At 67.9% G+C, this 25,644-nt stretch carries 22 protein-coding genes and 1 tRNA gene; 17 read left to right on the top strand and 6 right to left on the bottom strand.

Features of this window, described 5'->3' with window-relative positions; genetic code table 11:
- Window positions 1-123: 123 nt before the first annotated feature.
- The 5 genes from O4H32_RS07495 to efp all read left to right on the top strand — a co-directional run bounded on the left by O4H32_RS07495 (window position 124) and on the right by efp (window position 6,690).
- Complete coding sequence (locus tag O4H32_RS07495; protein WP_269357967.1) at window positions 124-744, top strand: OmpW/AlkL family protein; 621 nt, start codon at window positions 124-126, stop codon at window positions 742-744.
- 193 nt (window positions 745-937) lie between these two features.
- Complete coding sequence (gene acnB / locus O4H32_RS07490) at window positions 938-3,523, top strand: bifunctional aconitate hydratase 2/2-methylisocitrate dehydratase (protein WP_269357966.1); 2,586 nt, start codon at window positions 938-940, stop codon at window positions 3,521-3,523.
- A 150-nt stretch (window positions 3,524-3,673) separates the two neighbouring features.
- The gene (locus tag O4H32_RS07485; RefSeq protein WP_269357965.1) at window positions 3,674-4,876 is read left to right on the top strand and encodes a DUF2863 family protein; all 1,203 of its coding nucleotides are present in this window, start codon (window positions 3,674-3,676) and stop codon (window positions 4,874-4,876) included.
- Window positions 4,877-4,961: 85 nt separating this feature from the next.
- A complete protein-coding gene (gene earP / locus O4H32_RS07480) occupies window positions 4,962-6,056 on the top strand; it encodes an elongation factor P maturation arginine rhamnosyltransferase EarP (RefSeq protein ID WP_269357964.1) in 1,095 nt (364 codons plus the stop codon).
- A 76-nt stretch (window positions 6,057-6,132) separates the two neighbouring features.
- Entirely contained in the window at window positions 6,133-6,690 is a 558-nt protein-coding gene (gene efp, locus O4H32_RS07475) for an elongation factor P (RefSeq protein ID WP_269357963.1), read from the top strand.
- Window positions 6,691-6,778: 88 nt separating this feature from the next.
- Here efp and O4H32_RS07470 read toward each other — a convergent pair whose 3' ends face one another.
- The 3 genes from O4H32_RS07470 to O4H32_RS07460 form a co-directional block, all read right to left on the bottom strand.
- Window positions 6,779-7,261 carry a DUF1178 family protein gene (locus tag O4H32_RS07470; RefSeq protein ID WP_269357962.1) on the bottom strand — a complete coding sequence of 161 codons (483 nt, stop codon included), beginning with the start codon at window positions 7,259-7,261 and terminating at the stop codon, window positions 6,779-6,781.
- Between the two features lie 2 nt (window positions 7,262-7,263).
- Entirely contained in the window at window positions 7,264-7,869 is a 606-nt protein-coding gene (locus O4H32_RS07465; RefSeq protein ID WP_269357961.1) for a thermonuclease family protein, read from the bottom strand.
- Between the two features lie 79 nt (window positions 7,870-7,948).
- Complete coding sequence (locus O4H32_RS07460; RefSeq protein ID WP_269357960.1) at window positions 7,949-9,592, bottom strand: acyl-CoA dehydrogenase family protein; 1,644 nt, start codon at window positions 9,590-9,592, stop codon at window positions 7,949-7,951.
- Window positions 9,593-9,753: 161 nt separating this feature from the next.
- Between O4H32_RS07460 and O4H32_RS07455 the strand changes: the two genes are divergently transcribed.
- The 12 genes from O4H32_RS07455 (at window position 9,754) to O4H32_RS07400 (ending at window position 22,182) form a co-directional block, all read left to right on the top strand.
- Window positions 9,754-10,134 carry a DUF423 domain-containing protein gene (locus tag O4H32_RS07455; RefSeq protein ID WP_269357959.1) on the top strand — a complete coding sequence of 127 codons (381 nt, stop codon included), beginning with the start codon at window positions 9,754-9,756 and terminating at the stop codon, window positions 10,132-10,134.
- A 107-nt stretch (window positions 10,135-10,241) separates the two neighbouring features.
- Window positions 10,242-11,282 carry an adenosine deaminase gene (locus O4H32_RS07450; RefSeq protein WP_269357958.1) on the top strand — a complete coding sequence of 347 codons (1,041 nt, stop codon included), beginning with the start codon at window positions 10,242-10,244 and terminating at the stop codon, window positions 11,280-11,282.
- Between the two features lies 1 nt (window position 11,283).
- The gene (locus O4H32_RS07445) at window positions 11,284-11,907 is read left to right on the top strand and encodes a DNA-3-methyladenine glycosylase (RefSeq protein WP_269357957.1); all 624 of its coding nucleotides are present in this window, start codon (window positions 11,284-11,286) and stop codon (window positions 11,905-11,907) included.
- A 129-nt stretch (window positions 11,908-12,036) separates the two neighbouring features.
- On the top strand, window positions 12,037-14,403 hold the full coding sequence (locus O4H32_RS07440) for a NosR/NirI family protein (RefSeq protein ID WP_269357956.1): 2,367 nt from the start codon (window positions 12,037-12,039) through the stop codon (window positions 14,401-14,403).
- A gap of 57 nt (window positions 14,404-14,460) precedes the next feature.
- The gene (nosZ, locus tag O4H32_RS07435; RefSeq protein ID WP_269357955.1) at window positions 14,461-16,374 is read left to right on the top strand and encodes a TAT-dependent nitrous-oxide reductase; all 1,914 of its coding nucleotides are present in this window, start codon (window positions 14,461-14,463) and stop codon (window positions 16,372-16,374) included.
- Window positions 16,375-16,397: 23 nt separating this feature from the next.
- On the top strand, window positions 16,398-17,744 hold the full coding sequence (locus tag O4H32_RS07430; protein WP_269357954.1) for a nitrous oxide reductase family maturation protein NosD: 1,347 nt from the start codon (window positions 16,398-16,400) through the stop codon (window positions 17,742-17,744).
- Window positions 17,741-18,643, top strand: coding sequence for an ABC transporter ATP-binding protein (locus O4H32_RS07425; protein WP_269357953.1), 903 nt, complete (start codon window positions 17,741-17,743; stop codon window positions 18,641-18,643). Before O4H32_RS07430 ends, O4H32_RS07425 begins: the two co-directional genes overlap by 4 nt.
- The gene (locus O4H32_RS07420) at window positions 18,640-19,470 is read left to right on the top strand and encodes an ABC transporter permease (RefSeq protein ID WP_269357952.1); all 831 of its coding nucleotides are present in this window, start codon (window positions 18,640-18,642) and stop codon (window positions 19,468-19,470) included. The genes O4H32_RS07425 and O4H32_RS07420 overlap by 4 nt, the downstream gene beginning before the upstream one ends.
- Window positions 19,467-20,027 carry a nitrous oxide reductase accessory protein NosL gene (locus O4H32_RS07415; protein WP_269357951.1) on the top strand — a complete coding sequence of 187 codons (561 nt, stop codon included), beginning with the start codon at window positions 19,467-19,469 and terminating at the stop codon, window positions 20,025-20,027. Before O4H32_RS07420 ends, O4H32_RS07415 begins: the two co-directional genes overlap by 4 nt.
- Entirely contained in the window at window positions 20,024-21,028 is a 1,005-nt protein-coding gene (locus tag O4H32_RS07410; protein ID WP_269357950.1) for an FAD:protein FMN transferase, read from the top strand. Before O4H32_RS07415 ends, O4H32_RS07410 begins: the two co-directional genes overlap by 4 nt.
- A gap of 78 nt (window positions 21,029-21,106) precedes the next feature.
- Window positions 21,107-21,183 (top strand) — tRNA-Arg (locus tag O4H32_RS07405).
- 57 nt (window positions 21,184-21,240) lie between these two features.
- The gene (locus tag O4H32_RS07400) at window positions 21,241-22,182 is read left to right on the top strand and encodes a DMT family transporter (RefSeq protein ID WP_407932631.1); all 942 of its coding nucleotides are present in this window, start codon (window positions 21,241-21,243) and stop codon (window positions 22,180-22,182) included.
- Window positions 22,183-22,203: 21 nt separating this feature from the next.
- Here O4H32_RS07400 and bioD read toward each other — a convergent pair whose 3' ends face one another.
- The 3 genes from bioD to O4H32_RS07385 are packed head-to-tail and all read right to left on the bottom strand — an operon-like array spanning window position 22,204 to window position 25,630.
- A complete protein-coding gene (gene bioD / locus O4H32_RS07395) occupies window positions 22,204-22,845 on the bottom strand; it encodes a dethiobiotin synthase (RefSeq protein ID WP_269357948.1) in 642 nt (213 codons plus the stop codon).
- A gap of 35 nt (window positions 22,846-22,880) precedes the next feature.
- Complete coding sequence (locus O4H32_RS07390; RefSeq protein WP_269357947.1) at window positions 22,881-24,449, bottom strand: methyltransferase; 1,569 nt, start codon at window positions 24,447-24,449, stop codon at window positions 22,881-22,883.
- Complete coding sequence (locus O4H32_RS07385; RefSeq protein ID WP_269357946.1) at window positions 24,446-25,630, bottom strand: aminotransferase class I/II-fold pyridoxal phosphate-dependent enzyme; 1,185 nt, start codon at window positions 25,628-25,630, stop codon at window positions 24,446-24,448. Before O4H32_RS07385 ends, O4H32_RS07390 begins: the two co-directional genes overlap by 4 nt.
- Window positions 25,631-25,644: the final 14 nt, after the last annotated feature.

The raw sequence follows: 25,644 nt of genomic DNA, 5'->3' as shown, positions 1-25,644 counted from the left end.
GATGTTTTTTCATCATTCGGGACGATGAATGACGTTTTGATTGATCGAGATTAAATCCCCAGATCAGGGTTTTCCCGAAAATGAGGACTCCTATAACCACATCATCAACAGGGAGATTTCCTCATGGCATTCCGCCTTCGACACACCCTCCTCGCGTGCGCGCTGGCCGCAGGCGCCTTCGCCGCCGCGCCGGCGCTGGCCCACGAAGCAGGCGACATCCTGCTGAAGGTCGGTGTCACGCATGTCGAACCCAAGTCAGACAACGGCACCGTGGCCAACGGCGCCGTCAAGCTGGACATCGACGGCAGCACCCGCCCCAGCTTCACCCTGACCTACATGGCCACGCGCCACATCGGCATCGAACTGCTGGGGGCCTACCCCTTCAAGCACACGATCAACGCCAAGGGCCTGGGCGACATCGGCTCGACCCAGCACCTGCCGCCCACCCTCAGCCTGCAATGGCACTTCCTGCCGGACGCCACGTTTCAGCCCTACGTGGGCGTGGGCCTGAACTACACGACCTTCTTCGATACGCACAGCAAGCTGGGCACGCTCAGCCTGGATGACTCCTGGGGCGTCGCCGCCCAGATCGGCGTGGACTACCAGCTCAACGACCGTTGGTTCCTGAACGCGGACCTGCGCTACATTGACATTTCGTCCAACGTCCGCCTGAATGGCGCGGACATCGGCAAGACCAAGATCAATCCCTGGGTCGCCACCATCGGGGTCGGCTACCGCTTCTGAACGATCCCCGCCCCCTGGGCCGGGCAATGCCCGGTCCGCCCGGATTTCCGCTCCCAGGCAAGCGGGGAACAACGCCCGGAGAACGACCGGCAGGGCCTTTGGTCTTATATCTTATATAAGACCATTGCCTGATCGCCGGGCTTGCCGGTAAAATAGGCGCGTTCACCAACCCTCTTTCCTGGGGCATCACTCCATGCTGGAATCCTACCGCACCGAAGCCGCCGCCCGCGAGGCGATCGGCATCCCGCCGCTTCCCCTGACGGCCAAGCAGACGGCCGACCTGATCGAACTGCTGAAAAACCCGCCCGCCGGCGAAGCCGAATTCCTGCTGGACCTGTTCACGCACCGCGTCCCCGCCGGCGTGGACGACGCCGCCCAGGTCAAGGCCTCCTACCTGGCCGCCGTCGCGCTGGGCAAGGAATCCTGCCCCCTGATCGACGCCCGCCGCGCCACCGAACTGCTGGGCACCATGCTGGGCGGTTTCAACATCAGCGCCCTGATCGAACTGCTGGACCACGCCGACCTGGCGCCGGTCGCCGCCGAAGGCCTGAAGAAGACCCTGCTGGTCTTCGACGCCTTCCACGACATCGAAGAAAAAGCCAAGGCGGGCAACGCCCACGCCCAGGCCGTGCTGCAAAGCTGGGCGGACGCGGAATGGTTCACCAGCCGCCCCGAAGTCCCGCAAAGCCTGACTTTGACCGTATTCAAGGTCACCGGTGAAACCAACACCGACGATCTGTCTCCCGCCCCCGACGCCTGGAGCCGCCCGGACATCCCGCTGCACGCCCTGGCGATGCTGAAGAATCCGCGCGACGGCATCACGCCCGACGCCCCCGGCCAGGTCGGCCCGATCAAGCTGCTCGACGAACTCAAGGCCAAGGGCCACCTGGTCGCCTACGTGGGCGACGTGGTCGGCACCGGCTCCTCGCGCAAGTCGGCCACCAACTCCGTCATCTGGCACACCGGCGAAGACATCCCCTTCGTGCCCAACAAGCGCTTCGGCGGCGTCTGTCTGGGGAGCAAGATCGCCCCGATCTTCTACAACACCATGGAAGATTCCGGCGCCCTGCCCATCGAACTGGACGTGTCCGCCATGAACATGGGCGACGTCATCGAGCTGCGTCCCTACGAAGGCAAGGCCCTGAAAAACGGCCAGGTGATCTCCGAATTCCAGCTCAAGTCCGATGTGCTGCTGGACGAAGTCCGCGCCGGCGGCCGCATCCCGCTGATCATCGGCCGCGGCCTGACCGCCAAGGCCCGCGCGTCCCTGGGCTTGCCGCCCACGACGCTGTTCCGCCTGCCGGAATCCCCCGCCGACTCGGGCAAGGGCTATTCCCTGGCGCAGAAACTGGTCGGCCGCGCCTGCGGCCTGCCTGAAGGCCAGGGCGTACGCCCCGGCACCTACTGCGAACCGCGCATGACCTCGGTCGGCAGCCAGGACACCACCGGCCCCATGACCCGCGACGAACTGAAAGACCTGGCCTGCGTGGGCTTCTCGGCCGATCTGGTGATGCAGTCCTTCTGCCACACCGCCGCCTATCCCAAACCCGTGGACGTCAAGACCCACCATGAACTGCCCGCCTTCATCAGCACGCGCGGCGGCGTAGCGCTGCGTCCGGGCGACGGCATCATTCACTCGTGGCTGAACCGCATGCTGCTGCCCGACACGGTCGGCACCGGCGGCGACTCGCACACCCGCTTCCCGATCGGCATCAGCTTCCCGGCCGGTTCCGGCCTGGTCGCCTTCGCCGCCGCCACCGGCGTCATGCCGCTGGACATGCCCGAATCCGTGCTGGTGCGCTTCAAGGGCGAAATGCAGCCCGGCGTCACGCTGCGCGACCTGGTCAACGCGATCCCGCTGTACGCGATCAAGCAGGGACTGCTGACGGTCGAAAAGAAAGGCAAGAAAAACATCTTCTCCGGCCGCATCCTGGAAATCGAGGGGCTGCCGAACCTGAAGATCGAACAGGCGTTCGAGCTGTCCGACGCTTCGGCCGAACGCTCCGCCGCGGCCTGCACGGTACGACTGAACAAGGAACCGATCATCGAATACCTGAACAGCAACATCACGCTGCTGAAATGGATGATCGCCAACGGCTACCAGGATGCCCGCACCCTGGCCCGCCGCATCAAGAACATGGAAGCCTGGCTGGCGGACCCGCAACTGGTCGAGCCCGACGCCGACGCCGAATACGCGGCGGTGATCGACATCGACCTGGCGGACATCCATGAGCCCATCGTCGCCTGCCCGAACGATCCGGACGACGTCAAGACGCTGTCGGACGTGGCCGGCACCGCCATCGACGAAGTCTTCATCGGCAGTTGCATGACCAACATCGGCCACTTCCGCGCCGCCGCCACGCTGCTCAAGGGCAAGCGCGACCTGCCCTCCAAGCTCTGGGTCGCCCCGCCCACCAAGATGGACGCCAGCGAGCTGACCAAGGAAGGCCACTACGGCACGTTCGGCACGGCCGGCGCCCGCATGGAAATGCCGGGCTGCTCGCTGTGCATGGGCAACCAGGCCCAGGTGCGCGAAGGCGCCACGGTGTTCTCGACCAGCACGCGCAACTTCCCCAACCGCCTGGGCAAGAACTCCAACGTGTTCCTGGGCTCGGCCGAAATGGCAGCGATCTGCTCGGGCCTGGGCCGCATTCCCACGCGCGAGGAATACCTCGAAGCCATGGGCCTGCTGACCAAGGACAGCCAGGACATCTACCGCTACATGAACTTCGACCAGATCGAGGACTTCACCTCGGTCGCCAACACGGTCGACGCCTGATCCGCCCCGGCGGCCCGGAAACCCGGACAGGCCACGCCCCGTGGGCCGGACACCCCGTCCGGCCCACGGGGCGTTTTCAATGCGCCGTCCATCGGCTGGGACCCGGGCCGCTCGCGGTACACTAATGCTTATCTCGTTTCCCGGTCCGCCATGCCCCCCCGTTCCCGCTCATCCTCCCTGTCGCGCACGTCGCAGACCCTGATTTCACTGGCCGAGGCCCTGTCGCGCTCGGGCAGTCACCTGGAAGACGCCTATTGGGAAGACCGCCTCGGCGAAGCCCTGGACAAGGCCCTGGGCGCCCGCCACGGGCGCGCCGTGGAATCCGCTCTGGACGTCCTGCTGGAACAGCGCTCGGCCGCCTACGAAATGCTGGTGGAACTGGCCGAAACCCGCTCCGAATCCCTGATGCCGGGACCGGACGGCCAGGACTGCGACACACTGCTGATCTCGGCGCCCGTCCTGGCCTGGACCCGCTATCGGCTGCCGGCCGGCCATCTCAGCGCGCCCCAGCTGCAGGCCCTCGAAACGCTGCTGGCGGATACCGTCCTGGGAACCGGCGCCCGGGTCTGCCTGTTGCCCTCGCTGATCCGCTTCGACCGCCTGCCCCAATCATTCCAGGAAACCCGTGCCTGGACCCAGGCGCTGGCGCAGCGTGCCCTGGGCCTGCGCCGGGACGGCCCCACGCTGCGCGACGCCGAAGCACCGGAAGACCTTCTGGCCGACGTATTCTTTCTGGTCGGCGCGGTGGTGGTCCCGCGCGGCGGCGCCGTGTTCCAATGGCAATCCCCCCTGCCCGCCGAATCCCCGACCCAGGACGTCATCGCGAGTCGATGGGCCGAGGGCTGCGCGCGTATCCTGGAACCCGCCTTCACCGGTTGCCAACTGGAATACCTGCGCCCGGAAGCCTATTACACCAGCACCCGCCAGGCCGACCAGGGCATCCGCCCGCTGACCCTGAAAGCGGCCGCCACCTGGCTGCAGACCGCCGCCCGCATCCCGGGCACGGACCTGCGGGCGGCGCTGGTCGCCTGCGGCGACCAGGCCATCGAGGAATACCGCATCGGTTTCTGCACCCGCCAGAGCAACGACGTGATCTACGGCTGCGTCTGGCCCGCGCTCAGCCGCGAGGAATCCCAGCCCGATCCGGACGCCGAAGGCCAGGTCGACACCTGGGACGCGATCGCCGCGCTGCTGCGCGAATGCGGCATCCAGGACATCCGCCGCCTGCCCGGCCTGCAACCCATGGAATTCTGCGAGGACTGCGGCACACCGTATTTCCCCAACATGCTGGGCGAGATGCAGCATCCTGAATTGCCTGAGGAAATCGATCCGGAACCCGTCCAGTTCCACTAGGACTCCACCCGGCCCGCCGGTCCGCCGCCGGCGCCGCGCATCTGCCCGACAGACGCCATCGCCCCGGCGCGCCGCGCCTGACGTCATGAACATCCTGCCTTTCGACCTGTTCTGCCGCGTCGTCGACAATTTCGGCGACGCGGGCGTGTGCTGGCGGCTGGCCCGGCGGTTGGCCGCGCTGGGCCAGCCGGTGCGCCTGTGGATCGACAGGCCCGAAGTGCTGGCGCGGCTGCTGCCGGCGCTGGACGTCCAGGCCGGCGAGCAGGTCCTGGACGGCGTGCGGATCGCCCCATGGCACCGGGCGGAACAGGCCATGCCGCCTCGCGGCGGCGTGGTGGTCGAAGCCTTTGCCTGCGACCTGCCTCCAGCCTACGAGGCCGCCATGGCCGGACGCGACTGCCTGTGGATCAACCTGGAATACCTCAGCGCCGAGTCCTGGGTGGAAGGCTGTCACGGTCTGCCCTCGCCGCAGGCCAACGGCGTGTCGAAATTCTTTTTCTTCCCCGGCTTCACCCCGTCCACCGGCGGGCTGCTGCGCGAGCCGGACCTGCTGGCGCGGCACGCCGACGCACGGGCACAGGATCGCGGCGCACGCCTCCAGGCACTGACCGGCCTGCCGGCCGCGCCGCCATCCGACGCCCTGTGCGTGCTGCTGTTCTGCTACCCGGATGCCCCGCTGGCCGGGCTGTGCGCGGCCCTTGCCGACCTGGAAAGGCCCGTCTGGATGCTCGTGCCCGGCGACCGCCCCGCAGCCGCGCCGCGCGACCGGGACAGCCTGCGCATCCGGCCCATCCCCTTCGTGCCCCAATCCCGTTTCGACGAACTGCTGGGGTGCTGCGACCTGAACTTCATCCGCGGCGAGGATTCCCTGGTGCGGGCGCTCTGGGCCGGCGCGCCTCTGGTCTGGCAGATCTACCGCCAGGCCGAGGACATCCACCTGGACAAACTGGAGGCCTGGCTGGACCGTGCCCGCTGGCCCGCACCGGCCACCGAGCTGACCCGCGACTGGAACCGGTCGGACGACGATGCCGTGTCCCGATCACTGGCCGCCGCCTTGCGGGAGCCCGTCTGGTCCGACTGGCGCGCACGCAGCCTGGCCTGGCGCGACGAACTGGCGCACCTGGCCGATCTGGGTCAAGATTTGCTGGATTTCTGCCTGCGAATGCATCAAACGCGCTAGAATGCACAGTTAATTTTTTTCAGCTTTGCCTCGGAATGCGTTTTGGCACGGGGCACACATCCCCGGAGTTTTCCCCATGAAAATCGCACAGGAACTGCGCGTTGGCAACGTCGTCATGGTCGGCAGCGACCCCCTCGTCGTCCAGAAGGCCGAGTACAACAAGTCCGGTCGCAACGCCGCCGTCGTCAAGCTCAAGTTCAAGAACCTGCTGACCGGCAGCGCCAGCGAATCCGTCTACAAGGCCGACGAGAAATTCGAGCAGGTCATGCTCGAGCACAAGGAATGCACCTATTCCTACTTCGCCGATCCGATGTACGTCTTCATGGACGAGGAATACAACCAGCACGAAGTCGAAGCCGACAGCATGGGCGATGCGCTGAACTACCTCGAAGAAGGCATGAAGGTCGAAGTCGTCTTCTACGACGGCCGCGCGATCTCCGTGGAACTGCCCACGATCATCGTGCGCGAGATCACCTACACCGAGCCCGCCGTCAAGGGCGACACGTCCGGCAAAGTCCTCAAGCCCGCCAAGATCAACACCGGCTACGAGTTGTCCGTGCCGCTGTTCTGCAACATCGGCGACAAGATCGAGATCGACACCCGCACCAACGAATACCGCAGCCGGGTGATGTGATTGCCGCGCCGCGGATGCGAAAAACCGGGCCCTGGCCCGGTTTTTTCTTTTCCGTTGCCGGCGATTCCTGTCCGGACGCGGCAGGCGCCTATTGCAGCCGGTCGTCGTCCAGAATGTCGGGAATCGGCATGATGGAAATGCCTTCGTCGACCAGCTCGCGGCATTCCTCGGCCGAGGCCGTGCCACGGATGGGCCGTTCCTCGATCTCGCCGCTGTGCATGCGGCGGGCCTCGTCGGCGAACCGGGCGCCGACATCGTCGGTCTGGCGCACGATGCGGCGGATCTGGCGCAGGACTTCGGCCTGCAGGCGGGCCATCTGGTCGCCGGACGGCGCCGCGACCGCCGCCCGGTCCCGAGGCGCGGACCCGGCACGCGGAGCGGCCGGTTCGGCACGCAGGTGACTGACGTTCAGGCGCGGGGCCGAGACCCGGCGCGTGATCCGGTCGCTGTGGCAGACGGGGCAATGCACCAGCCCCTGGGACAACTGGTCCTGATAGCTGTCCTGGGACGAGAACCAGCCTTCGAAGACATGGTCGTGCTCGCACGAAAGGTCGAATACTTTAAGTGTCATGATCAACAGATGGAGGTCGGCCGGCCATTTTCAAGCGCATCCCAGCATTGCCAGCGCCAATCCCAGGGCGCAATGGCGCCGGGCTGGCGCCACAGGCCCAGGCGCCGGTCGCGCGCCTGGCGCTCCAGGCCGGCCATGGCCGCGTCGCGCAGATATTTGCCGCCGCCCTGCCGGTTGGCCCAGGCCAGGCCGTTCTCGACCATGACGCGGTTGGCGGTCCGGCCATCGGGCAGCGGCACGTCGCAGACGTCGCGCGCATAGCGGTCCCGCTCGAAGCAGCGCAGGGTCAGCGTCTTGCCGGCCACCAGGTCGGCCAGGGCCTTGCGGGCCGCCTGGGCGAACGGCTGGCCAGGCCGCTGGCGGCCATGTCCGGTTTCCGGGGCGTCGATGCTGGCCAGCCGGACCCGGTGACGGTCACGCCCGGCCAGCAGCGTCAGGGTATCGCCGTCGGACACCGCCACGACCCGGCCCTGCAGTGCATAGGCGGCCTCCGCCAGGGCCGGCCGGATCAGACCGGCGAAGGCCACGAAGAACGCCAGGAGGAGCCCTGCCGGCGGGATCAGGACGGAAGCGGTGCGTCGGGCGCATGGGGATGAAACAGAACTCATGCGCCCATTGTAGTGGCGCTTCGGCGATGAAGGCCTGTTGCACGAATCAAGGCAATCGCACGATTCGTCCGGACAGGCCTTAGTCCGGCCAGGCCCGCCGCAACAGCGCGTCCGAGGCCAGCGCCGTCGGCCGGGCGCCGAACGCATCCCCGCCGACGGCGCCCAGGCGGCTGTCCACGAAAGCGCGCGACACCGCATCCGGCGCATGGCGCAGCAACAGGTCCGCCTGAACCAGCAGCACCAGATCCCGGGCGATCATCCGGGCCATCGCCTGCTGCCCGTCCGCATCGAGCGCCAGGGCCGCCAGCAAGCGGTCGGCCGCGGCCCGCAAGGCCGGCTCGCCCGGATGGGCCCGGCCCAGCTCATCGACCATCGGGGAGACGGACCGGGGTTCCTGACGGACCGCCCGCAACACGTCCAGGCACATGACGTTGCCCGAGCCTTCCCAGATGGAATTCACCGGCGCCTCGCGATACAGGCGGGCCATGGGGCCGTCCTCGACGTAGCCGTTGCCGCCCCAGACCTCCATGCATTCGGCCGTCACGTCGATGGCCCGCTTGCAGACCCAGAATTTCGCCGCCGGCGTCAGCAGACGGCGCAGCGCCTGTTCGGCGGGTTCTTCGGGATGGTCGAAGGCACGCGCCAGACGCAGCGCCAGGGCGGTGGCGGCCTCGCTTTCCAGGGCCAGGTCGGCCAGCACCTGCCGCATCAGGGGCTGATCGATCAACAGGCGGCCGAAGGCCCGCCGGCGACGGGCATGGTGGAGGCTCTGGACCAGCGCCTGGCGCATCAGGGCCGCGCTGCCGAGCACACAGTCCAGGCGTGTGCAGGACGCCATTTCGATCAGCGTGGCGATGCCGCGGCCCGGCTCGCCGATCCGGCGCGCCATCGCGCCCTCGAACTCGACCTCGGCGCTGGCGTTGGAACGGTTGCCCAGCTTGTCCTTGAGCCGCAGGATGCGCACCGGGTTGCGGCGACCATCGTCCAGCCAACGAGGCATGTAGAAGCAGGAATGTCCGTCGCCGTCCCGCGCCAGCACCAGATGCGCGTCCGACATGGGCGAAGAGAAGAACCATTTGTGGCCCGTCAGGCGGAACCAGTCCCCCCCCTGCGGCTCGGCCCGGCTCAGGTTGGCGCGCAGGTCGGAGCCGCCCTGCCGCTCGGTCATGCCCATGCCGATCATCATGGCGCGCTTGCCCGCCAGGGGGACGTCGCGCCCGTCATACTCGCGGCCGGCCAGCAGCGGCCGGATATCGGCAAACCAGGGCTCGCGCGCCAGCAGCGGAATGGCGGCGCTGGTCATGGTCACCGGACACAGGGAACCGGCCTCGACCTGGCCGTGCATCAGATAATGCGCGGCCCTGGCCACCTGTGCGCCGGGTCCCGGTTCGGTCCAGGCGCCGCCATGCATGCCCTGGGCGAAGGCCAGCGACAGGAATTCGGACCACCCGGGATGGAATTCCACCACGTCGATGCGCACGCCCCGGCGGTCGAACGCCCGCAGTTCCGGTCCATGGCGGTTGACCTCGGATGCCAGCCGGAACAGACCCGCGCGTCCCAGTCGGGCGCCCCATGCCTCCAGTTCGGCCTCTCGCCCCCCGGCGCCTTCGCGGCGCACGCCCTCGACCAGGGCATGGTCCGTCAGGTAAAGGTTGCAGTCGGGCAGATCCGGCACCTGGTTGTCGGTCCCCGGCGACGCCCGCGCCATGTCTTCGAGATGCATCCAATGTCCTCCCACCACCATGACCAACCGCCCCAGTCTACCCGCGATCCCGGGCGGAAGACAGGCCATGTGTCCCCAAGGCGCCGGGGCTCGCCACGCGTGACCGGCGCCCCCGGTCCGCACGGATACAATCGACCCATGACTCATTCCGGAGGCCCGATGTGACTCCCCGTTTCCTGATTCTGTGCGGCGCCCTGGTCCTGGCGCTGGGCGTGGCCGCCGGCGCCTTCGGGGCGCACGGTCTGCGGCGGCTGGTCGCACCCGATCTGCTGGAGGTCTGGCGCACGGCCGCTCACTACCAGATGATCCACGGCGCCGGGCTGCTGCTGATGGCCGCCCTGTGGCCGCGCCTGGCGCCGGCGCCGGCCGCCTGGGCGGGCGGCCTGATGCTGGCCGGACTGCTCGTTTTCAGCGGCAGCCTGTACGCGCTGGTGCTCACGGGCGTGCGCGCCCTGGGCGCCATCACGCCGGTCGGCGGCCTGCTGATGATCCTGTCCTGGCTGACCCTCGCCTGGGCAACCTGGATGAGTCGGGACATATGACAGTCCGTTGAGGACTGTCATATGCCAGACGAATCCGAGCGCCTTGCAAGGCGCGACGCGGACCCCTGCCTATAATGGGAGCCTCGCCTAGCACGACTGGAATCCCCATGGCCGCCTCCCAAGATCACGAATGGCGCGACTGGCTGCGCACGCTGCCCAAAGCCGAACTGCACCTGCACATCGAAGGCACGCTCGAACCGGAAATGATGTTCGAACTGGCCGAACGCAACGGCGTCGCCCTGCCTTACGCGGACGTCCAGGCCGTCCGCGACGCCTACCGCTTCACCGACCTGCAGTCCTTCCTGGACCTGTACTACGCCGGCGCCGGCGTTCTGGTCACAGAACAGGATTTCCACGATCTGGCCATGGCCTACCTGCGCCGCGCCCACGCCGACGGCGTCGTGCACGCGGAAATCATGTTCGATCCGCAGACGCACACACAGCGCGGCATCGCGCTGGACACGGTCTTCGCCGGGCTGGCGCGCGCCCTGCGCGAGGCCCGCGACACCCTGGGCATCAGCGGCTATCTGCTGCTCAGCTTCCTGCGCCACCTGTCCGAGGACGAGGCCTTCGCCACGCTTGAAGCCGCGCTGCCGCTGCGCGAGACCTATGCCGACCTGTGGATCGGCATCGGCCTGGATTCGTCCGAGCGCGGCAATCCGCCGGAGAAATTCGCCCGGGTCTACGCCCGCTGCGCCGAACTGGGCTTTCGGCTGGTGGCCCACGCGGGCGAGGAAGGCCCGGCCGACTATGTGCGCGGCGCCCTGGACACCCTCAAGGTCGCCCGCATCGACCACGGTGTCCGCAGCAGCGAGGATCCCGATTTGCTGCGGGACCTGATCCGGCGCCGCGTGCCGCTGACGGTCTGTCCCCTGTCGAACCTGAAACTGGGCGTGGTCCGCGACCTGCGCGACCACAACCTGGCCCGGTTGCTTCGGGCGGGTGCGGTCGTGACCCTCAATTCAGACGATCCGGCCTATTTCGGCGGCTACATGCTGGACAACTACGTCGCCAGCGCCGAAGCCCTGGACCTGTCCCGCGACGAACTGGTCACGCTGGCCGCCAACAGCCTGAAGGCTTCGTTCCTGCCCTCGACCGAGCAGGCCCGGCTGATGGACCGGCTGTCAACTGCGGCGGGCCAAGGCTGACATGACCGGCATCGCCCGGCTCGTCACGCCCGCCGACCCGATCCAGGGCGACTGCCGGCGGCTCGACCGCGCCTTCTACGACCGGCCCGCTGAAACCGTGGCCCGCGACCTGCTGGGCCGCCTGCTGGTGCACGACGCGCCGGACGGAACGCGCATCGGCCGCATCGTCGAAGTCGAGGCCTACCTGGGCCCCGGCGATCTGGCGGCCCACACCTCGCGCGGGCGCACGGCGCGCACCAAGGCCATGTTCGGCCCGCCGGGCCATGCCTATGTCTATCTGATCTACGGCATGCACCACTGCATGAACGTCGTCACCGGCCCCAAGGGCAGCGGCACGGCCGTGCTGCTGCGGGCGCTGGCGCCCGTGCGGGGCCTGGACGCGTCCACCAGCGGTCCGGGCCGGTTGTGCCGCGCCATGGGCGTGACCCGGGACCACTACGGCATCGATCTGTGCGGCGACACGCTGTGGCTCGCCCGGGACGACGCGCCCGCGCCCGCCGAGATCGCCGCGAGCCCGCGCATCGGCGTGGACTACGCGGGCGAATGGGCCGCGAAACCCTTGCGCTTCTTCGTACCGGGCCACCCCGCAGTCAGCCGGGCGCCGAAGCCGAAAGCCAAGGGATAAGCGGCGACCCTCACCCGCGCGGCCCGCCTGTTCAGCCACGTTTAAGACTTTCTTGATCCGGCGCAAGGCCGGGGTTAACCCCCGCGGCTAGGATGGTGGCATCTTCCAGTCACCCCTCCCCCTCCCTTCATGCGCCGCTTCGCCACATCCCGACGGTCACGGTCCTTTGGCCTGATCTGGATCATCCCCCTGCTCCTGTTGTGGTTCTGTCTGATCGCCCCGCCGGCCGGGGCGGCATCGGCGTCCCGGACGGACGGCGCACGGCAGGCGTTCAAGTTCGGCCAGGGCGGCACCCCGCTCGGCGCCGGCCCCCGGCTGGGCGCGTTCCTGAAGAACCTCCAGCCCGCCGACATTTTCCCCGGCGCCGACCGCATCGGCCCGCCGGAAGGCAAACCCGCGGTCGCCCGCGCCTATGCGGGCGACAAGATGCTCGGCTACGTCTACCTGACCACCGACATCGTCAACACCCGTGGCTATTCCAGCAAGCCGATCGACATCGTCGTGGGACTGTCCCTGGACGGCGGAATCGTCGGCGCCCGGCTGGTCGAGCACCACGAACCCATCGTGCTGATCGGCATCCCGGAAGCCAAAGTGCAGGCCTTCATCGACGGCTATGTCGGCAAGAACTACGTCAAGGAGCCGCCGCGCCCCGGTGCACCGCCCCCCGTGGACATCATCAGCGGCGCCACCGTCACCCTGATGGTCATCGGCGACAGCCTGACGCGGTCCGTGCTGGCCGTGGCCCGCCACTACGGCATCGGCCAGGGAGGCCAGCCCCAGGCCGCGCCCGTCGAACACCGCGCCATCGATATGGCGCGAACCGGCACGGAATCCTGGGACGCGCTCCTGCAGTCCGGCGCGATCGGACATTTGCGCCTGACCGTGGCCGACGTCAACAAGGCGTTCGAGGACACCGGTCGCCAGGGTGCCATCTCGCACCCCGAACCCGGCGAGCCGCAAGACACCTTCATCGATCTTTACGCCGCCCTGGTCAGCGTGCCCACGATCGGCCGCAGCCTGCTGGGCGAAGCCGAGTACAACTACCTGCGCGACCGTCTCGCCCCCGGCCAGCAGGCCATCCTGATCGCCGGCAACGGCTACTCCTTCAAGGGATCGGGCTACGTGCGCGGCGGGGTGTTCGACCGCATCGAGATCATCCAGGAAGAGAACAGCTTCCGTTTCACCGATCTGGACCACCAGCGGCTGGCGGACCTGCTGGCCGCCGGATCGCCGAGCTTCCGCGAGATCGCGCTGTTCACTGTTCCGGCGGACGCCGTCTTCGATCCGGTCGAGCCGTGGCGCCTGCAACTGACCGTGCAGCGCGTGATCAGCGTCAAGGAAAAAGCCTTCACCGCCTTCGTGCTGAACTACGCACTGCCCAAGTCGTTCACCAAGGCCGAGGCCCGGGCCGGACAGGCCGCGCCGGCGGCGGACGGCGCGGCCGGAACGCCAATGGCCACGGAGCAGCAACCGATCGCGGACACGGAAGAAGCCGCCCCCGCGCTTTGGAAGCAGATCTGGGTCGCCAAGACCGTGCAGATCGTCATCATCTCCATCGCGCTGCTGACCCTGATCATGGTGTTCTTCTTCCAGAACCAGATCGTCAAGCACGAGGTCTTCTACAAGCGCTTCCGCACCGTGTTCCTGATCTTCACCCTGTTCTGGATCGGCTGGTACGCCCAGGCGCAGCTCTCGGTCGTGAACGTGCTCACGTTCACCACATCGTTGCGCACGGACTTCAGCTGGGAATACTTCCTGATGGACCCGATCGTGTTCATCCTGTGGATCGCCACGGCGATGTCCCTGCTCTTCTGGAACCGGGGCGCATTCTGCGGCTGGCTGTGCCCCTTTGGCGCCCTGCAGGAACTGACCAACCAGGTCGCCAGAAAGCTGCGCGTGCCCCAGATCAAGGTGCCGCACGGCCTGAATACCCGCCTGGCCGGCCTGAAATACATCATCTTCCTGATCCTGTTCGGCATCTCGCTGTATGAACTGGGCACGGCGGAAAAATTCGCCGAGGTCGAACCCTTCAAGACCGCGATCATCCTGAAGTTCGTGCGCGACTGGCCCTTCGTGATCTTCGCCGCCGTGCTGCTGCTGGCGGGGCTGTTCATCGAACGCTTCTACTGCCGCTACCTGTGCCCGCTGGGCGCCGCCCTGGCGATCCCCGCGCGGCTGCGCATTTTCGACTGGCTGCGCCGCTACAAGACCTGCGGCAACCCCTGTCAACTGTGCGCCGTGGACTGCCCCGTGCAGGCCATCAATCCGGAAGGCGACATCAATCCGAACGAATGCATCCAGTGCCTGAACTGCCAGCAGCTCTACCACAACGAAAAGCGCTGTCCGCACCTGATCCAGAAGAACGCCAAACTCAAGCGCCACAAGGCGCCGCCGCCGGACGCCGGCATCCCGGGCGAGGTCGTCGCAAGCCGCAAGCCGACCGTGCGCCCGCGCGACCCATCGTCCGACCCGCAACCCGTTTCGTCGAACCCATAGCGCCATACCCCGGCCATCGTGCCTGGACGCTATGCCCACAACCCTAGGGAGAACACCATGTCCGACCACACCCGCGACAAATCCGGCCTGAGCCGGCGAGGATTCCTCGGCACTGCCGCCCTGACGGGCGCCGCCGCCGTCGGCGCCACCCATCTGACGGCCAACGCCAAGGATGACGAGGACAAAAAGAAAGGCCATCAGAGCGTCGAAGTCGCCCCCGGTGAGCTGGACGAATACTACGCCTTCAATTCCGGCGGCCAGTCGGGCGAGGTCCGCATCCTGGGGCTGCCGTCCATGCGCGAACTGATGCGCATCCCGGTCTTCAACATGTGCAGCGCCACGGGCTGGGGCCGCACCAACGAAAGCCGCGGGATCCTCAACGAGAGCCTGACGCCCGAGACGCGCAAGTTCCTTGAAGAAAACCACATGCCGGTGCTGCCCAACGGCGACGCGCACCACCCCCACATGTCCTTCACGGACGGCACCTACGACGGTCGCTACATCTTCATCAACGACAAGGCCAACACCCGCGTGGCCCGCATCCGCTGCGACGTGATGAAGACCGACAAGATCATCGAAATCCCGAATGCCGACGGCATCCACGGCCTGCGCCCGCAACGCTATCCCAAGACCGGCTACGTCTTCTGCAATGGCGAGCACATCGTGCCGCTGCCCAACGACGGCTCCGTGATGGACGACCCGAAAAAGAACTTCTGGGCCATCTACACCGCCGTGGACGGCGAGACCATGAAGGTGGCCTGGCAAGTGCTGGTCGACGGCAACCTGGACAACGGCGACGCCGACTACCAGGGCAAGTACTCCTTCGCCACCTGCTACAACTCCGAAAAGGGCCTGACCGTCACCGAAATGTCCGCCAATGAGCAGGACTGGGCGGTGGTGTTCAACCTCAAGCTCATCGAAGAGGCGGTCAAGAACGGCGACTACAAGGAAATGAACGGCGTGCCCGTCATCGACGGCCGCCACGGCTCAAAGTACACCCGCTACATCCCGGTGCCAAACTCCCCGCACGGCTGCAATGCCGCTCCCGACGGCATCCATGTGGTGTTCAACGGCAAGCTCTCGCCCACCGTCACGGTGATCGACGTGCGCAAACTCGACGACCTGTTCGCCGGCAAGATCAAGGAGCGCGACGTAGTCGTGGCCGAGCCGCAACTGGGCCTGGGACCCCTGCACACGGCCTTCGACGGCCGCGGCAACGCCTACACCACGCTGTTCATCGACAGCCAGATCTGCAAGTGGGACATCGAAAAGGCCAAGCGGGCCTACAAAGGTGAAAAGGTCGATCCCATCATCCAGAAGCTGGACGTGCACTACCAGCCTGGCCACAACCACACCACGATGGGCGAGACCAAGGAAGCCGACGGCAAGTGGCTGGTGTCGTTGAACAAATTCTCCAAGGACCGCTTCCTGAACGTCGGCCCGCTGAAACCGGAGAACGACCAGCTGATCGACATCTCCGGCGACGAGATGAAGCTGGTGCACGACGGCCCCAGCTTCGCCGAACCGCACGATATGCTGCTGGTGCACCGCTCCAAAGTCCGCCCCAAGCACATCTGGGACCGCAACGACCCCATGTGGGAAAATGTCCGCCAGATGGCCGCCAAAGACGGCGTCACCCTGGAATCCGCCTCGAATGTCATCCGCGACGGCAACAAGGTGCGCGTCTACATGGTCGCCGTGGCGCCAGTGTTCAGCCTGCCCAAATTCGAGGTCAACGAGGGCGACGAAGTCACCGTCGTGGTCACCAACATGGAGCGCATCGAGGATCTGACCCACGGCTTCACGCTGACCGGCTATGGCCTCGCCATGGAAATCGGACCGCAGGCGACCTCCTCGGTCACCTTCACGGCCTCGCGTCCCGGCGTACATTGGTATTACTGCCAGTGGTTCTGCCACGCCCTGCACATGGAAATGTCAGGCCAGATGTACGTCAAGCCGAAGAAGGCCTGATGTGCATTGAAGGGTTGATGGTGATGCTTCGCTCCCCCGACAGGACGGTAGTGCCGCCGGGCCGCCCCAAGGCAAAACGCCCCCCTTTGTGGAGCGGCAAGCCGAAGGCGCGGCGTGGAGGCATTGTCCTGGTCGCACTGATGGCCTCGTCCATCAGTGCGACGGCCGCCACGATCGACGTGCCCGCGGGTTCCGACCTGCGGGCCGCGATCGCGGCGGCGGCGCCGGGCGATGTCCTGAACCTGGCGCCAGGCGACTATCCCGGCAACCTCGTCATCGACAAGCCCCTGACATTGCGGGGGCCGGCCGACCGCAGCGCCCGCATCCTGGGCGAACGCACGGGCCGCACCATCTGGGTCAAGGCCGAGGACGTCGCCCTGCGCCACCTGACCGTCCGCCACTCGGGCCTGAGCCTGCCCGACATGGACGCGGGCGTCTTCCTGGACAAGGCCGCCGCCCGCGCCCGCGTCGAGGACAACGACATCATCGACAATTCCGTCGGCGTCTATCTGTGGGGCGCGCGCGACGCCCTGGTGGCCCGCAACCGCATCGTCGGCAACACCGGACTGCGCGTGAACGAGCGCGGCAACGGTGTGACCGTCTGGAACGCTCCCGGCTCGAAGGTGCTGGACAATGACATCTCCGAAGGCCGCGACGGGATCTTCTCCAACAACAGCCGTGAAAACGTCTTCAGCGGCAACCTCTTCCACGACCTGCGCTACGCGGTGCACTATATGTACACCAACGACAGCGAGGTCAGTCACAACGTGTCGCGCGGCAACGAGATCGGCTACGCGATCATGTTCTCGCGCCGTCTGACCGTGCGCGACAACATCGCCGTCGACAGCGCGCACCAGGGCCTGATGCTCAACGCCACGGACGACTCCGTCATCGACGGCAACGTGATCGTGCGGGCCGAGAAGTGCGTGTTCGTCTACAACGCCAACATGAACGAACTGGCCGACAACCATTTCCAGGACTGCGGCATCGGCGTCCACTACACGGGCTCAGAGGGCAACCGCATCCACGGCAACGCCTTCGTCGGCAACCAGAATCAGGTGAAATACGTCGGCACCCGCTACCTGGAATGGTCGCAGGCCGGACGCGGCAACTACTGGTCCGACCTGTCCGCCTTCGACCTCAACGGCGATGGCATCGCCGATACCGCTTACCGTCCCAACGGCCTCATCGACCAGGTCGTCTGGCGCGCGCCCAACGCGCGGCTTCTGCTCAACAGCCCGGCCGTCTCCATCGTCCGCTGGGCCCAGTCCCAATTCCCCGCGATCCTGCCCGGCGGCGTGATCGACAGCGCCCCTCTGATGAGGGCTCCGGACACGCCGACCCTGAAAAAATTCGAGGCCCTGCCATGACCGTCACAGCGCCACCGATCGAACTGAGATCCGTCACCAAGCGCTACGGCGCGATGCGTGCCGTGGACAACGTCAGCCTGTTCATGGAACCCGGCGAATGCGTGATCCTGGCCGGCCACAACGGCGCCGGCAAAAGCACCCTGATCAAGCTGATCCTGGGCCTGATCCGCCCCGAGACCGGCTCGGTGCGCGTGCTGGGCGAGATCGCCGGCACGCCGGCCGCCGCCCGCGCCCGCCGCCACATCGGCTACCTGCCGGAAACCGTGGCCCTGCACCCGTCTCTGACGGGCACCGAAACCCTGGCCTTCTATGCCCATCTGAAAGGCCTGTCCACGGACGGCAACGCCGCCCTGCTCTCGCGCGTGGGCATCGCCGAGGCAGCCCGGCGCCGGGTGGGCGGCTATTCCAAAGGCATGCGCCAGCGCCTGGCCCTCGCCCAGGCACTGCTCGGCTCGCCCCGGGTGCTGCTGCTGGACGAGCCCACCACCGGCCTGGATCCCGCTTCCCGGCTGCTGTTCTACGACATCGTGCGCGAACTGCGCGACGCCGGGGCCGCCATCCTGCTGTCCACGCACGCCCTGGCCGAACTCGAAGGCCTGGCCGATCGCGTCATCGTCATGTGCAAAGGCCAGAAGATCGCGGACGGCAGCCTGGGCGAGCTGCGCCGCGAGGCCGACCTGCCGGTGCGCATCCGCCTGACGCTGGACGCCGACCCCATCCGGATCCCGGAAGGCTGGCGGCGCATCGGCGCCGGCCGCATCGAACTGGTCTGCGCCGAGGCCGACAAACTGAGCCGGCTGCGCGACGCCCAGGCCATCCCCGGCATCCACGACATCGAACTGGAACACCCCGGACTCGACGAAATGTACGCGCAATTCCTGCGCCGGGAGGACACATGAATCCGACCCTGATCCTGATCCGCAAGGAAATCCGCGACGGCCTGCGCAACCGCTGGGTGCTTGCGATCACCGCGCTGCTGGCCATGCTGGCCCTGTCGCTGGGCTTCCTGGGCAGCGCGCCGACCGGCACCGTCAAGGTCGATCCCCTGACCGTCACAGTCGTCAGCCTGTCCAGCCTGTCGATCTTCCTGATCCCGCTGATCGCCATGCTGCTGTCCTACGACGCCATCGTGGGCGAGATCGACCGGGGCACCATGGCCCTGCTGCTCAGCTACCCCATCGCGCGACGCCAGGTCATGGCGGGCAAATTCCTCGGCCATCTGGCCATCCTGGCGCTGGCCACGGTGGCGGGCTACGGCATCGCCGGGCTGGCGCTGCAGCTCGCGCACGGCGGGCTGGACCTGTCGGCCTGGACACCCTTCGCCCTGCTCATCGCCGCCAGTATCCTGCTGGGCGCCAGTTTTCTTTCGCTGGGCTACCTGATCAGCGCCCTGGTCCAGGAACGCGCCACCGCCGCCGGCATCGCCATCGGCGTCTGGCTGTTCCTGGTGGTGATCTACGACATGGTGCTGCTGGGCGTGCTGGTGGCCGACCAGGGCCGGCTCATCACCGCCCCGCTGCTCAACGGCATCCTGCTGTTCAACCCGACCGACGTCTACCGCCTGCTGAACCTGACCGGCCACGAGCACATCGCCATGTTCGCCGGCATGGCCGGCCTGAGCGACCAGTCGACGCTGTCCACCGGCGTCCTGGTGCTGGCCCAGGTTCTGTGGATCGTCGTGCCGCTCGGCCTGGCGGCCCTGGTCTTCAACCGGAGGGCCTTATGAACACGTCGCGCGCGGCGCGCCTGATCGGCGCGGTCCTGCTGTCCTCCCTGCTGGCCGGCTGCGGCAACGGCGGCGGCGCATCCTCTTCCCCACCCTCTCCCGTGGCCATGACCGACCAGGCCGTCGGCCACTATTGCGGCATGAATCTCTACGAACACATCGGCCCCAAGGGCCAGATCCTCCTGCGCGACCGGGACGTCCCGGTCTGGTTCTCCACGATCCGCGAAGTCTTCGCCTACACGATCCTGCCCGAGGAGCCCAAGACCATCCTCGCCATCTACGTGCAGGACATGGGCCGCGCGGGCCCGGACGGCAACCCGCCGGCCGACGCCTGGATCGACGCCAGGACCGCCCATTATCTGATCGAAAGCGGCGCGGTCGGCGGCATGGGCGCCCCCGACGCCCTGCCCTTCTCCCGGCTGGCGGACGCCCAGGCCTACGCCACGCGCCACGGCGGGCGCGTCGTCGGTTTCAAGGACATGCCGGAAGACTACGTCCTGCGCACCCCCGAACTCACCACCAGCGCGGACCGCGAGCCCGTCGGAGCCCATTCATGAACACATCCCGCGCCCCACGCCGACGGTTTCTCGGCATCCTGGCCGCCAGCGCCGCCCTGGTCGGCCCCGGCCCCTTGCGCGCCGCCTTGCGCGACGCCGGTCCCTGGCCCGAACCCGTCACCTGGAATGGCATCGCGCTGGGCGCCGACGCACAGTTGCGGCTGCTGCACCCCGACCGCGCCCACGCCGAACGGCTGGTGCGCATGGCCATCGCCGAAGTCCACCGCCTTGAACGGGTCTTCAGCCTGTACCGCGAGGACAGCGCGCTGATGCGCCTGAACCGCCAGGGCCGCCTGGACGATCCCCCTGCGGACCTGAGCCGCCTGCTGACACAGGCGGTCGCCTTCGGAGAACGGACCGGGGGCCTGTTCGACCCCAGCGTTCAAGCGCTCTGGGACCTGTACGCCGCCCGGTCGCGCGCCGGCCGGCCGCTGCCGCCCACGCCCGCCGAATTGCAAGCCGCGCTGACCAAGGTGGACTACCGCGCCATCCGCGTCGAGGAAGACGCGATCGTGCTGGAGCGCCCTGGCATGACGCTGACCCTGAACGGCATCGCCCAGGGCTACATCACCGACCGGGTGACCGAACTGCTGCGGGCCAACGGTCTGACGCACGCCATGGTCGACATGGGCGAGGCCCGCGGCCTGGGCTCGCCCGCGCCCGACCGCCCCTGGCGCGCCGGCATCGCCGATCCCCGGGATCCCGGCCGGATCCTGGACAGCATCGACCTGTGCGACCAGGCGCTTGCCACCTCGGGCGGCTACGGTACGCCGCTGGATCCCGCCGGACGCTTCACGCACCTGTTCGACCCGCATACGGGCCAGGCGACGCCGCGCTGGCGCAGTGTCACCGTGCGCGCGTCCGATGCGACGACCGCGGACGCGCTGTCGACGGCTTTCGCCCAGATGCCGGCCGATACGATCCGTGGTATGATTTCGCGCTTTCCAGTTCAGGCATGGCTGATGGCGCCGGATGACGGCCCGTTGATCCGCCTGGGATGACTGGGAAGGCGCCTTGAAAAGCGCCACCAGAAGCGACATGACAAGCCATGAAAAGCACGTTATAATTTCGCTTCTTTAGCGGCTGTAGCTCAGTTGGATAGAGTACTTGGCTACGAACCAAGGGGTCGTGGGTTCGAATCCTGCCAGCCGCGCCATACAAATCAGGGGCTTACAGAGAATACTCTGTAAGCCCCTGTCCTTTTGTGGCTTTGATGGACGCAGCCGTGAACACATCGCCGCCGCCCGGACCCGCCGCCCGCCAGACCCTGACGGGCGTCCTGCTGCTGATCGTCTCCATGTGGGCGCTGTCGGGGCTGGACGCCAGCGGCAAGTACCTGATGGGCGCCGACATCGGCGCGCCCCTTTTCGTGGTGTGCCTGCTGCGCTACGGGGTGCATACGGCGCTGACGCTGTTCACGATCATCCCGGCCCGAGGCTGGAAAGCCCTGCGCTGCAGCCAGCCGCGCGCCCAGGTGACACGCGGCCTGTCCATGCTGGCGGCCACCATGCTGTTCTTCACCACGCTGCATTATCTGCCGCTGGGCCAGGCCACCGCGATCAATTTCCTGGCGCCCCTGATCGTGCTGGCGATCGCGCCCTGGGCACTCAAGGAACCGCCTTTCCTGTCACGCTGGATCGCTGCGGGAATCGGGCTGCTGGGCGTGCTGGTGGTGGTGCGCCCGGGTTCCGGGCTGGATCCGACCGGCACGCTGTTCGGCCTGATGACGGCCTGCGCACTGGCCTCGCAATATCTCTCGTCGCGCCGGGTGGCGGTCGATGACCCCTATACCACCCTGATCTGGAGCGGCGCCGTGGGCAGCATGGTCATGGTGCTGGCCTTGCCGTTCTACTGGAGGGATCTCGCGGCGCTGGCCATGCGGCTCTCCGCCACGCAATGGCTGGTCCTGCTGGGCACAGGGTTCTGGGGCTGCCTGGGCCATTTCCTGCAGATCCAGGCCTATCGGCGGGCGCCCGCTTCGCTGCTGGCGCCGTTCGTCTATTTCCAGATCGTCAGCGCCGCGGCGCTGGGCTGGCTGATCTGGGGGCAATTTCCCGATCCGGTATCCTGGCTGGGCATCGCCGTCGTCTGCGCCAGCGGCATCACCATCGGCTTGATCGAATGGCGACGCAACCGGGCGCGCCGGGCCGTCTGACACGGCACATCGCACCCGCCTTCAACGCCCGGGCCGCGCGGCCCGCGACAGCGACGCCAGATCCGGCATGCGGGCGGCCAGCGCGGCCACAGCGGCCGCATCGACCCGTTCCAGCGGCGGGATCTCCGCAATCACCGGCACCTGCCCGAAACGCTCCAGCGCCTCGCGGTTGCCGGCCGACGGCGGGCCGTTCATCACCACGCCCAGCACGGGCAGCTCCCGCGCCCGCAAGGCCCGCAGGCTCAGCAAGGTGTGATTGATCGTCCCGAGCGTGCTGCGCGCCACGAGAACCACCGGCAGGGCCAGCCGGACGACGAGGTCGATCATCATGCCGTGCTCGTCCACCGGCACATACAGACCGCCCGCCCCCTCCACCACCAGCGGCGCGACCGTCCGGGGCGGCCGCAATCCGGCCATCTCGATCGTCACCCCCTCCGCCCTGGCCGCCGCCCAGGGCGCCAGCGGCGCCCGCAGCACACAGGCGGGCGGATGCAGCACATGGCCGCCACCCGGGCCAAGCAGCGCCGCCACGGTTTCGGTGTCACCGGGCGCGGACTCGACGCCGGTCTGGTACGGCTTCCAATAGTCGGCGCCCCAGGCCTTGGCCAGGATCGCCGAGACCAGCGTCTTGCCCACGTCCGTGTCGGTCCCCGTGACGAACACGCCGGAACAGGTTTTCCCGGCGAAGGCCGATGCGGTCATGAAGCGGTTTCCTTGTGTGTGCGACCACCCCGCCGGCGCCACAGGCCATAGGCGATCAGATAAGAACAGCGTCCGCCGGCACGATCGAATTCGGCGCAGACACGGCGCAGGGCCGCCGGGGACAGGGGCCGGGTCTCCGCCCGGGACGCTGTCGCGCCCACCCCTTTGAGCCCGCGCAGAAAGGCCAGCGCGCCGCCGCACTCATCGACAATGCGCTCCACATCGAACCGCGCCGCCATGCGCCCGCACGCCATGCGCAAGTCTTCTGGACGAGGAAAGGGAATCATGCGCGGGCGCAATCCAGCAGTCTCGTGCGCCAGTCGCCATTCGGAGAATGTGCCGTCCACCGGCAGGGCGACGGCCAGATGTCCGGCGGGCGCCAGCAGCGCCGCCAGCCGCGCCAGTCCCTGCGCGGGATCCTGGAACCACTGCAGGGCCATGCTGGAACAAATCAAGTCGAAGCACACCGGGCCGCCTTCCAGGCCGGGGTTTTCTCCATCCATCACCCGGTAGCGGGTGACACCCCCCAGGCGCAGGCGGCGGCGCGCCTGCGCCAGCATGGCGGAAGACACATCCGTGATCGTCCAGTCCGCCTCGGGGAAATGCTCACCCAGCATGCGGGTGAGCAGGCCCGTGCCGCAGCCGATTTCAAGAATGCGGGGCCGTTCCGGCAAGTCGAGCCGGGCGATCCGCGCTGCCAGCCGCGAGGCAACCTGGCGCTGTATGCCGGCGTGGCGATCATACCCGCCCGCCGCCGCGCCAAAGCGCGTGCCGATATCGCAGGAACGCGACCGCCACGAACGGCGGGCGGGCGCTTCGGTAGCGGGGGACGCGAGGAATGCCTGGCCCTCCGCCTCCGCGGCGGGCGCCATGCCGTGGCGCGCAAGGAACCCGGCGATACGCGTGGCACACCAGTCCGGCGCTTCCAGAGGGAGCAAATGTCCGCCATCCCGCAACCAGTCGATGCCGCAGGCAGGCAGGGCCTGCGCCGCCATGCGGGCCGGCACCACGGGGTCCGCCGTTCCCCCCAGCGCCAGCATGGGCACGACGCGACCACGGACATGATCGCGCAGATCCAGGGCCTGCATCGCCCGCAGATCATGCGCCAATGTCGCCAGGCAAGGCGCGCCAGCTGCGGGGGACGAGCCGCAGCGGCGCCGGAACTCGTCGACCACCGCCGCGGGAGAGGCCGACAACCGGGACAACATGCGCCGTATCAGGCGCGGATCCACGCCGTGCGGAAAATCATCGCCGGCGCCGAAACGGGCGAAACCGTTGATGGATACCCAGGCGCAGGGCTGGGTTCGCCGCCGCGCCAGCCGCTCCAGCAGGTGCAAATAGCCGAAGGAATGTCCGATCGCCACCAACGGCCCCTCAGGCAGGGCCTCTTCGGGCATGGGACGCGAGGCAAAATAGCCCCGCTCCAGCACCCGCTGCGGCCAGGCCCGCAGGCGAACCCGCACGGCATCCCAGAACCCGGCATCGAACCCCCAGCCGTGCGCGAACACGAGCGTGGGCGTCTCGCGGGCCGGCGCGGCCGCGGCGCATGGCCGGGCGGCGCTCATGCGCCGGTCTCCAGCGCCCGCGACAGGGCGCCGAGCAAGCGATCGACATCCGCACGCGTGTGCGCGGCGCTGAGCGCGATGCGCAAACGGCTGGTCCCACGCGGCACGGTGGGCGGACGGATGGCGGTCACCAGCACGCCGTGCGCCTCCAGCGCCTGGCTCAGGGCCAGCGCCCGACGCTCGTCGCCAACCAGGACAGGCACGATCTGCGTGCTCGACGCGCCCGTGTCCAGGCCCAGCGAATGCAGCGCGCCGCGCAGGGCGTGGGCGCCGGCCGCCAGCGCTTCGCGCTCGGCCCGCATCCCGGGAATCAGATCCAGTGCCGCATCGATGGCGCCCAGCACGGCCGGCGGCAACGCGGTCGTATGGATGAAACCCGAGCAGGCATTGACCAAGTAATCGCACAGCGCACGCGAGCCGGCGACGTAGGCGCCAAAGCCGCCCAACGCCTTGCTGAATGTGCCCATCGCCAGATCGACCCGCCCGCCGCCCAGGCCGGACAGGCCCATCCCGTCCGGACCCAGCACGCCCGTGGCATGGGCCTCGTCCAGATACAAGAAGGCCTCATGGCGCTGCGCCAGGCCGGCGAGCGCCGCCACATCGCACCGGTCGCCGTCCATGCTGAATACGCTTTCCGTCACGATGATGCGGCGCCCGGGCCTTCCGGCCCGGGCGCGCAGCAAGGCTTCGAGATGATCCAGATCGTTGTGTCGGAAACGGATCTCGCGGATGCCCGCCGCGCGGCAACCCTGGTGCAGGCTGGCATGGACGAGGCGATCGACGTACACCTGGACCGATGGGCCGAAGGCCCGCAACAGCGCCGGCAGCACCGCCGCATTGGCTTGCCATCCGGAGGAAAACAGCAATGCGGCCTGCGTGCCCTTGGCGCGGGCGAGACGTGTCTCGATACCGGCACAGAAGGGATCGGCGCCGCAGACCAGCCGAGAGGCGGTTGCGCCCGTCCCGTCACGCCGGACGCGCTCGCAGGCCATCGCGGCGAGCGCCGGATGCCGGGACAGCCCGAGATAGTCGTTGCTGCAGAAATTCAGAAGCTCGCGCCCGTCGTGCAGGCTGCGGCCCGGCGCGATCCGTTCGAACACCCGGACCGAACGGCGCAGATGAAGCCGCTCCGCTTCGCGCAAGCCCTGCTCGAAAAGGGCATCGAATGAACCCGCCGCCACGCCGGAAATCTCCT

The organism is Castellaniella denitrificans, assembly GCF_027214045.1.
In the GTDB taxonomy this organism is placed as follows: Bacteria; Pseudomonadota; Gammaproteobacteria; order Burkholderiales; family Burkholderiaceae_B; genus Castellaniella; species Castellaniella denitrificans_A.
The sequence above is the reverse complement of the archived record's forward strand: the minus strand, read 5'-3'. Positions and strand labels throughout refer to the sequence as shown.

Bases quoted from the DNA above. Each gene is read 5' to 3' on its own strand.
- O4H32_RS07485 (WP_269357965.1), top strand. From the start codon at position 3,674: ATGCCCCCCCGTTCCCGCTCATCCTCCCTGTCGCGCACGTCGCAGACC.
- acnB (WP_269357966.1), top strand. From the start codon at position 938: ATGCTGGAATCCTACCGCACCGAAGCCGCCGCCCGCGAGGCGATCGGC.
- O4H32_RS07445 (WP_269357957.1), top strand. From the start codon at position 11,284: ATGACCGGCATCGCCCGGCTCGTCACGCCCGCCGACCCGATCCAGGGC.
- O4H32_RS07415 (WP_269357951.1), top strand. From the start codon at position 19,467: ATGAACACGTCGCGCGCGGCGCGCCTGATCGGCGCGGTCCTGCTGTCC.
- O4H32_RS07400 (WP_407932631.1), top strand. From the start codon at position 21,241: ATGGACGCAGCCGTGAACACATCGCCGCCGCCCGGACCCGCCGCCCGC.
- O4H32_RS07425 (WP_269357953.1), top strand. From the start codon at position 17,741: ATGACCGTCACAGCGCCACCGATCGAACTGAGATCCGTCACCAAGCGC.
- earP (WP_269357964.1), top strand. From the start codon at position 4,962: ATGAACATCCTGCCTTTCGACCTGTTCTGCCGCGTCGTCGACAATTTC.
- O4H32_RS07495 (WP_269357967.1), top strand. From the start codon at position 124: ATGGCATTCCGCCTTCGACACACCCTCCTCGCGTGCGCGCTGGCCGCA.
- O4H32_RS07430 (WP_269357954.1), top strand. From the start codon at position 16,398: ATGCTTCGCTCCCCCGACAGGACGGTAGTGCCGCCGGGCCGCCCCAAG.
- O4H32_RS07465 (WP_269357961.1), bottom strand. From the start codon at position 7,869: ATGAGTTCTGTTTCATCCCCATGCGCCCGACGCACCGCTTCCGTCCTG.
- O4H32_RS07440 (WP_269357956.1), top strand. From the start codon at position 12,037: ATGCGCCGCTTCGCCACATCCCGACGGTCACGGTCCTTTGGCCTGATC.
- O4H32_RS07460 (WP_269357960.1), bottom strand. From the start codon at position 9,592: ATGCATCTCGAAGACATGGCGCGGGCGTCGCCGGGGACCGACAACCAG.
- O4H32_RS07420 (WP_269357952.1), top strand. From the start codon at position 18,640: ATGAATCCGACCCTGATCCTGATCCGCAAGGAAATCCGCGACGGCCTG.
- O4H32_RS07470 (WP_269357962.1), bottom strand. From the start codon at position 7,261: ATGACACTTAAAGTATTCGACCTTTCGTGCGAGCACGACCATGTCTTC.
- O4H32_RS07450 (WP_269357958.1), top strand. From the start codon at position 10,242: ATGGCCGCCTCCCAAGATCACGAATGGCGCGACTGGCTGCGCACGCTG.
- O4H32_RS07410 (WP_269357950.1), top strand. From the start codon at position 20,024: ATGAACACATCCCGCGCCCCACGCCGACGGTTTCTCGGCATCCTGGCC.
- nosZ (WP_269357955.1), top strand. From the start codon at position 14,461: ATGTCCGACCACACCCGCGACAAATCCGGCCTGAGCCGGCGAGGATTC.
- efp (WP_269357963.1), top strand. From the start codon at position 6,133: ATGAAAATCGCACAGGAACTGCGCGTTGGCAACGTCGTCATGGTCGGC.
- O4H32_RS07390 (WP_269357947.1), bottom strand. From the start codon at position 24,449: ATGAGCGCCGCCCGGCCATGCGCCGCGGCCGCGCCGGCCCGCGAGACG.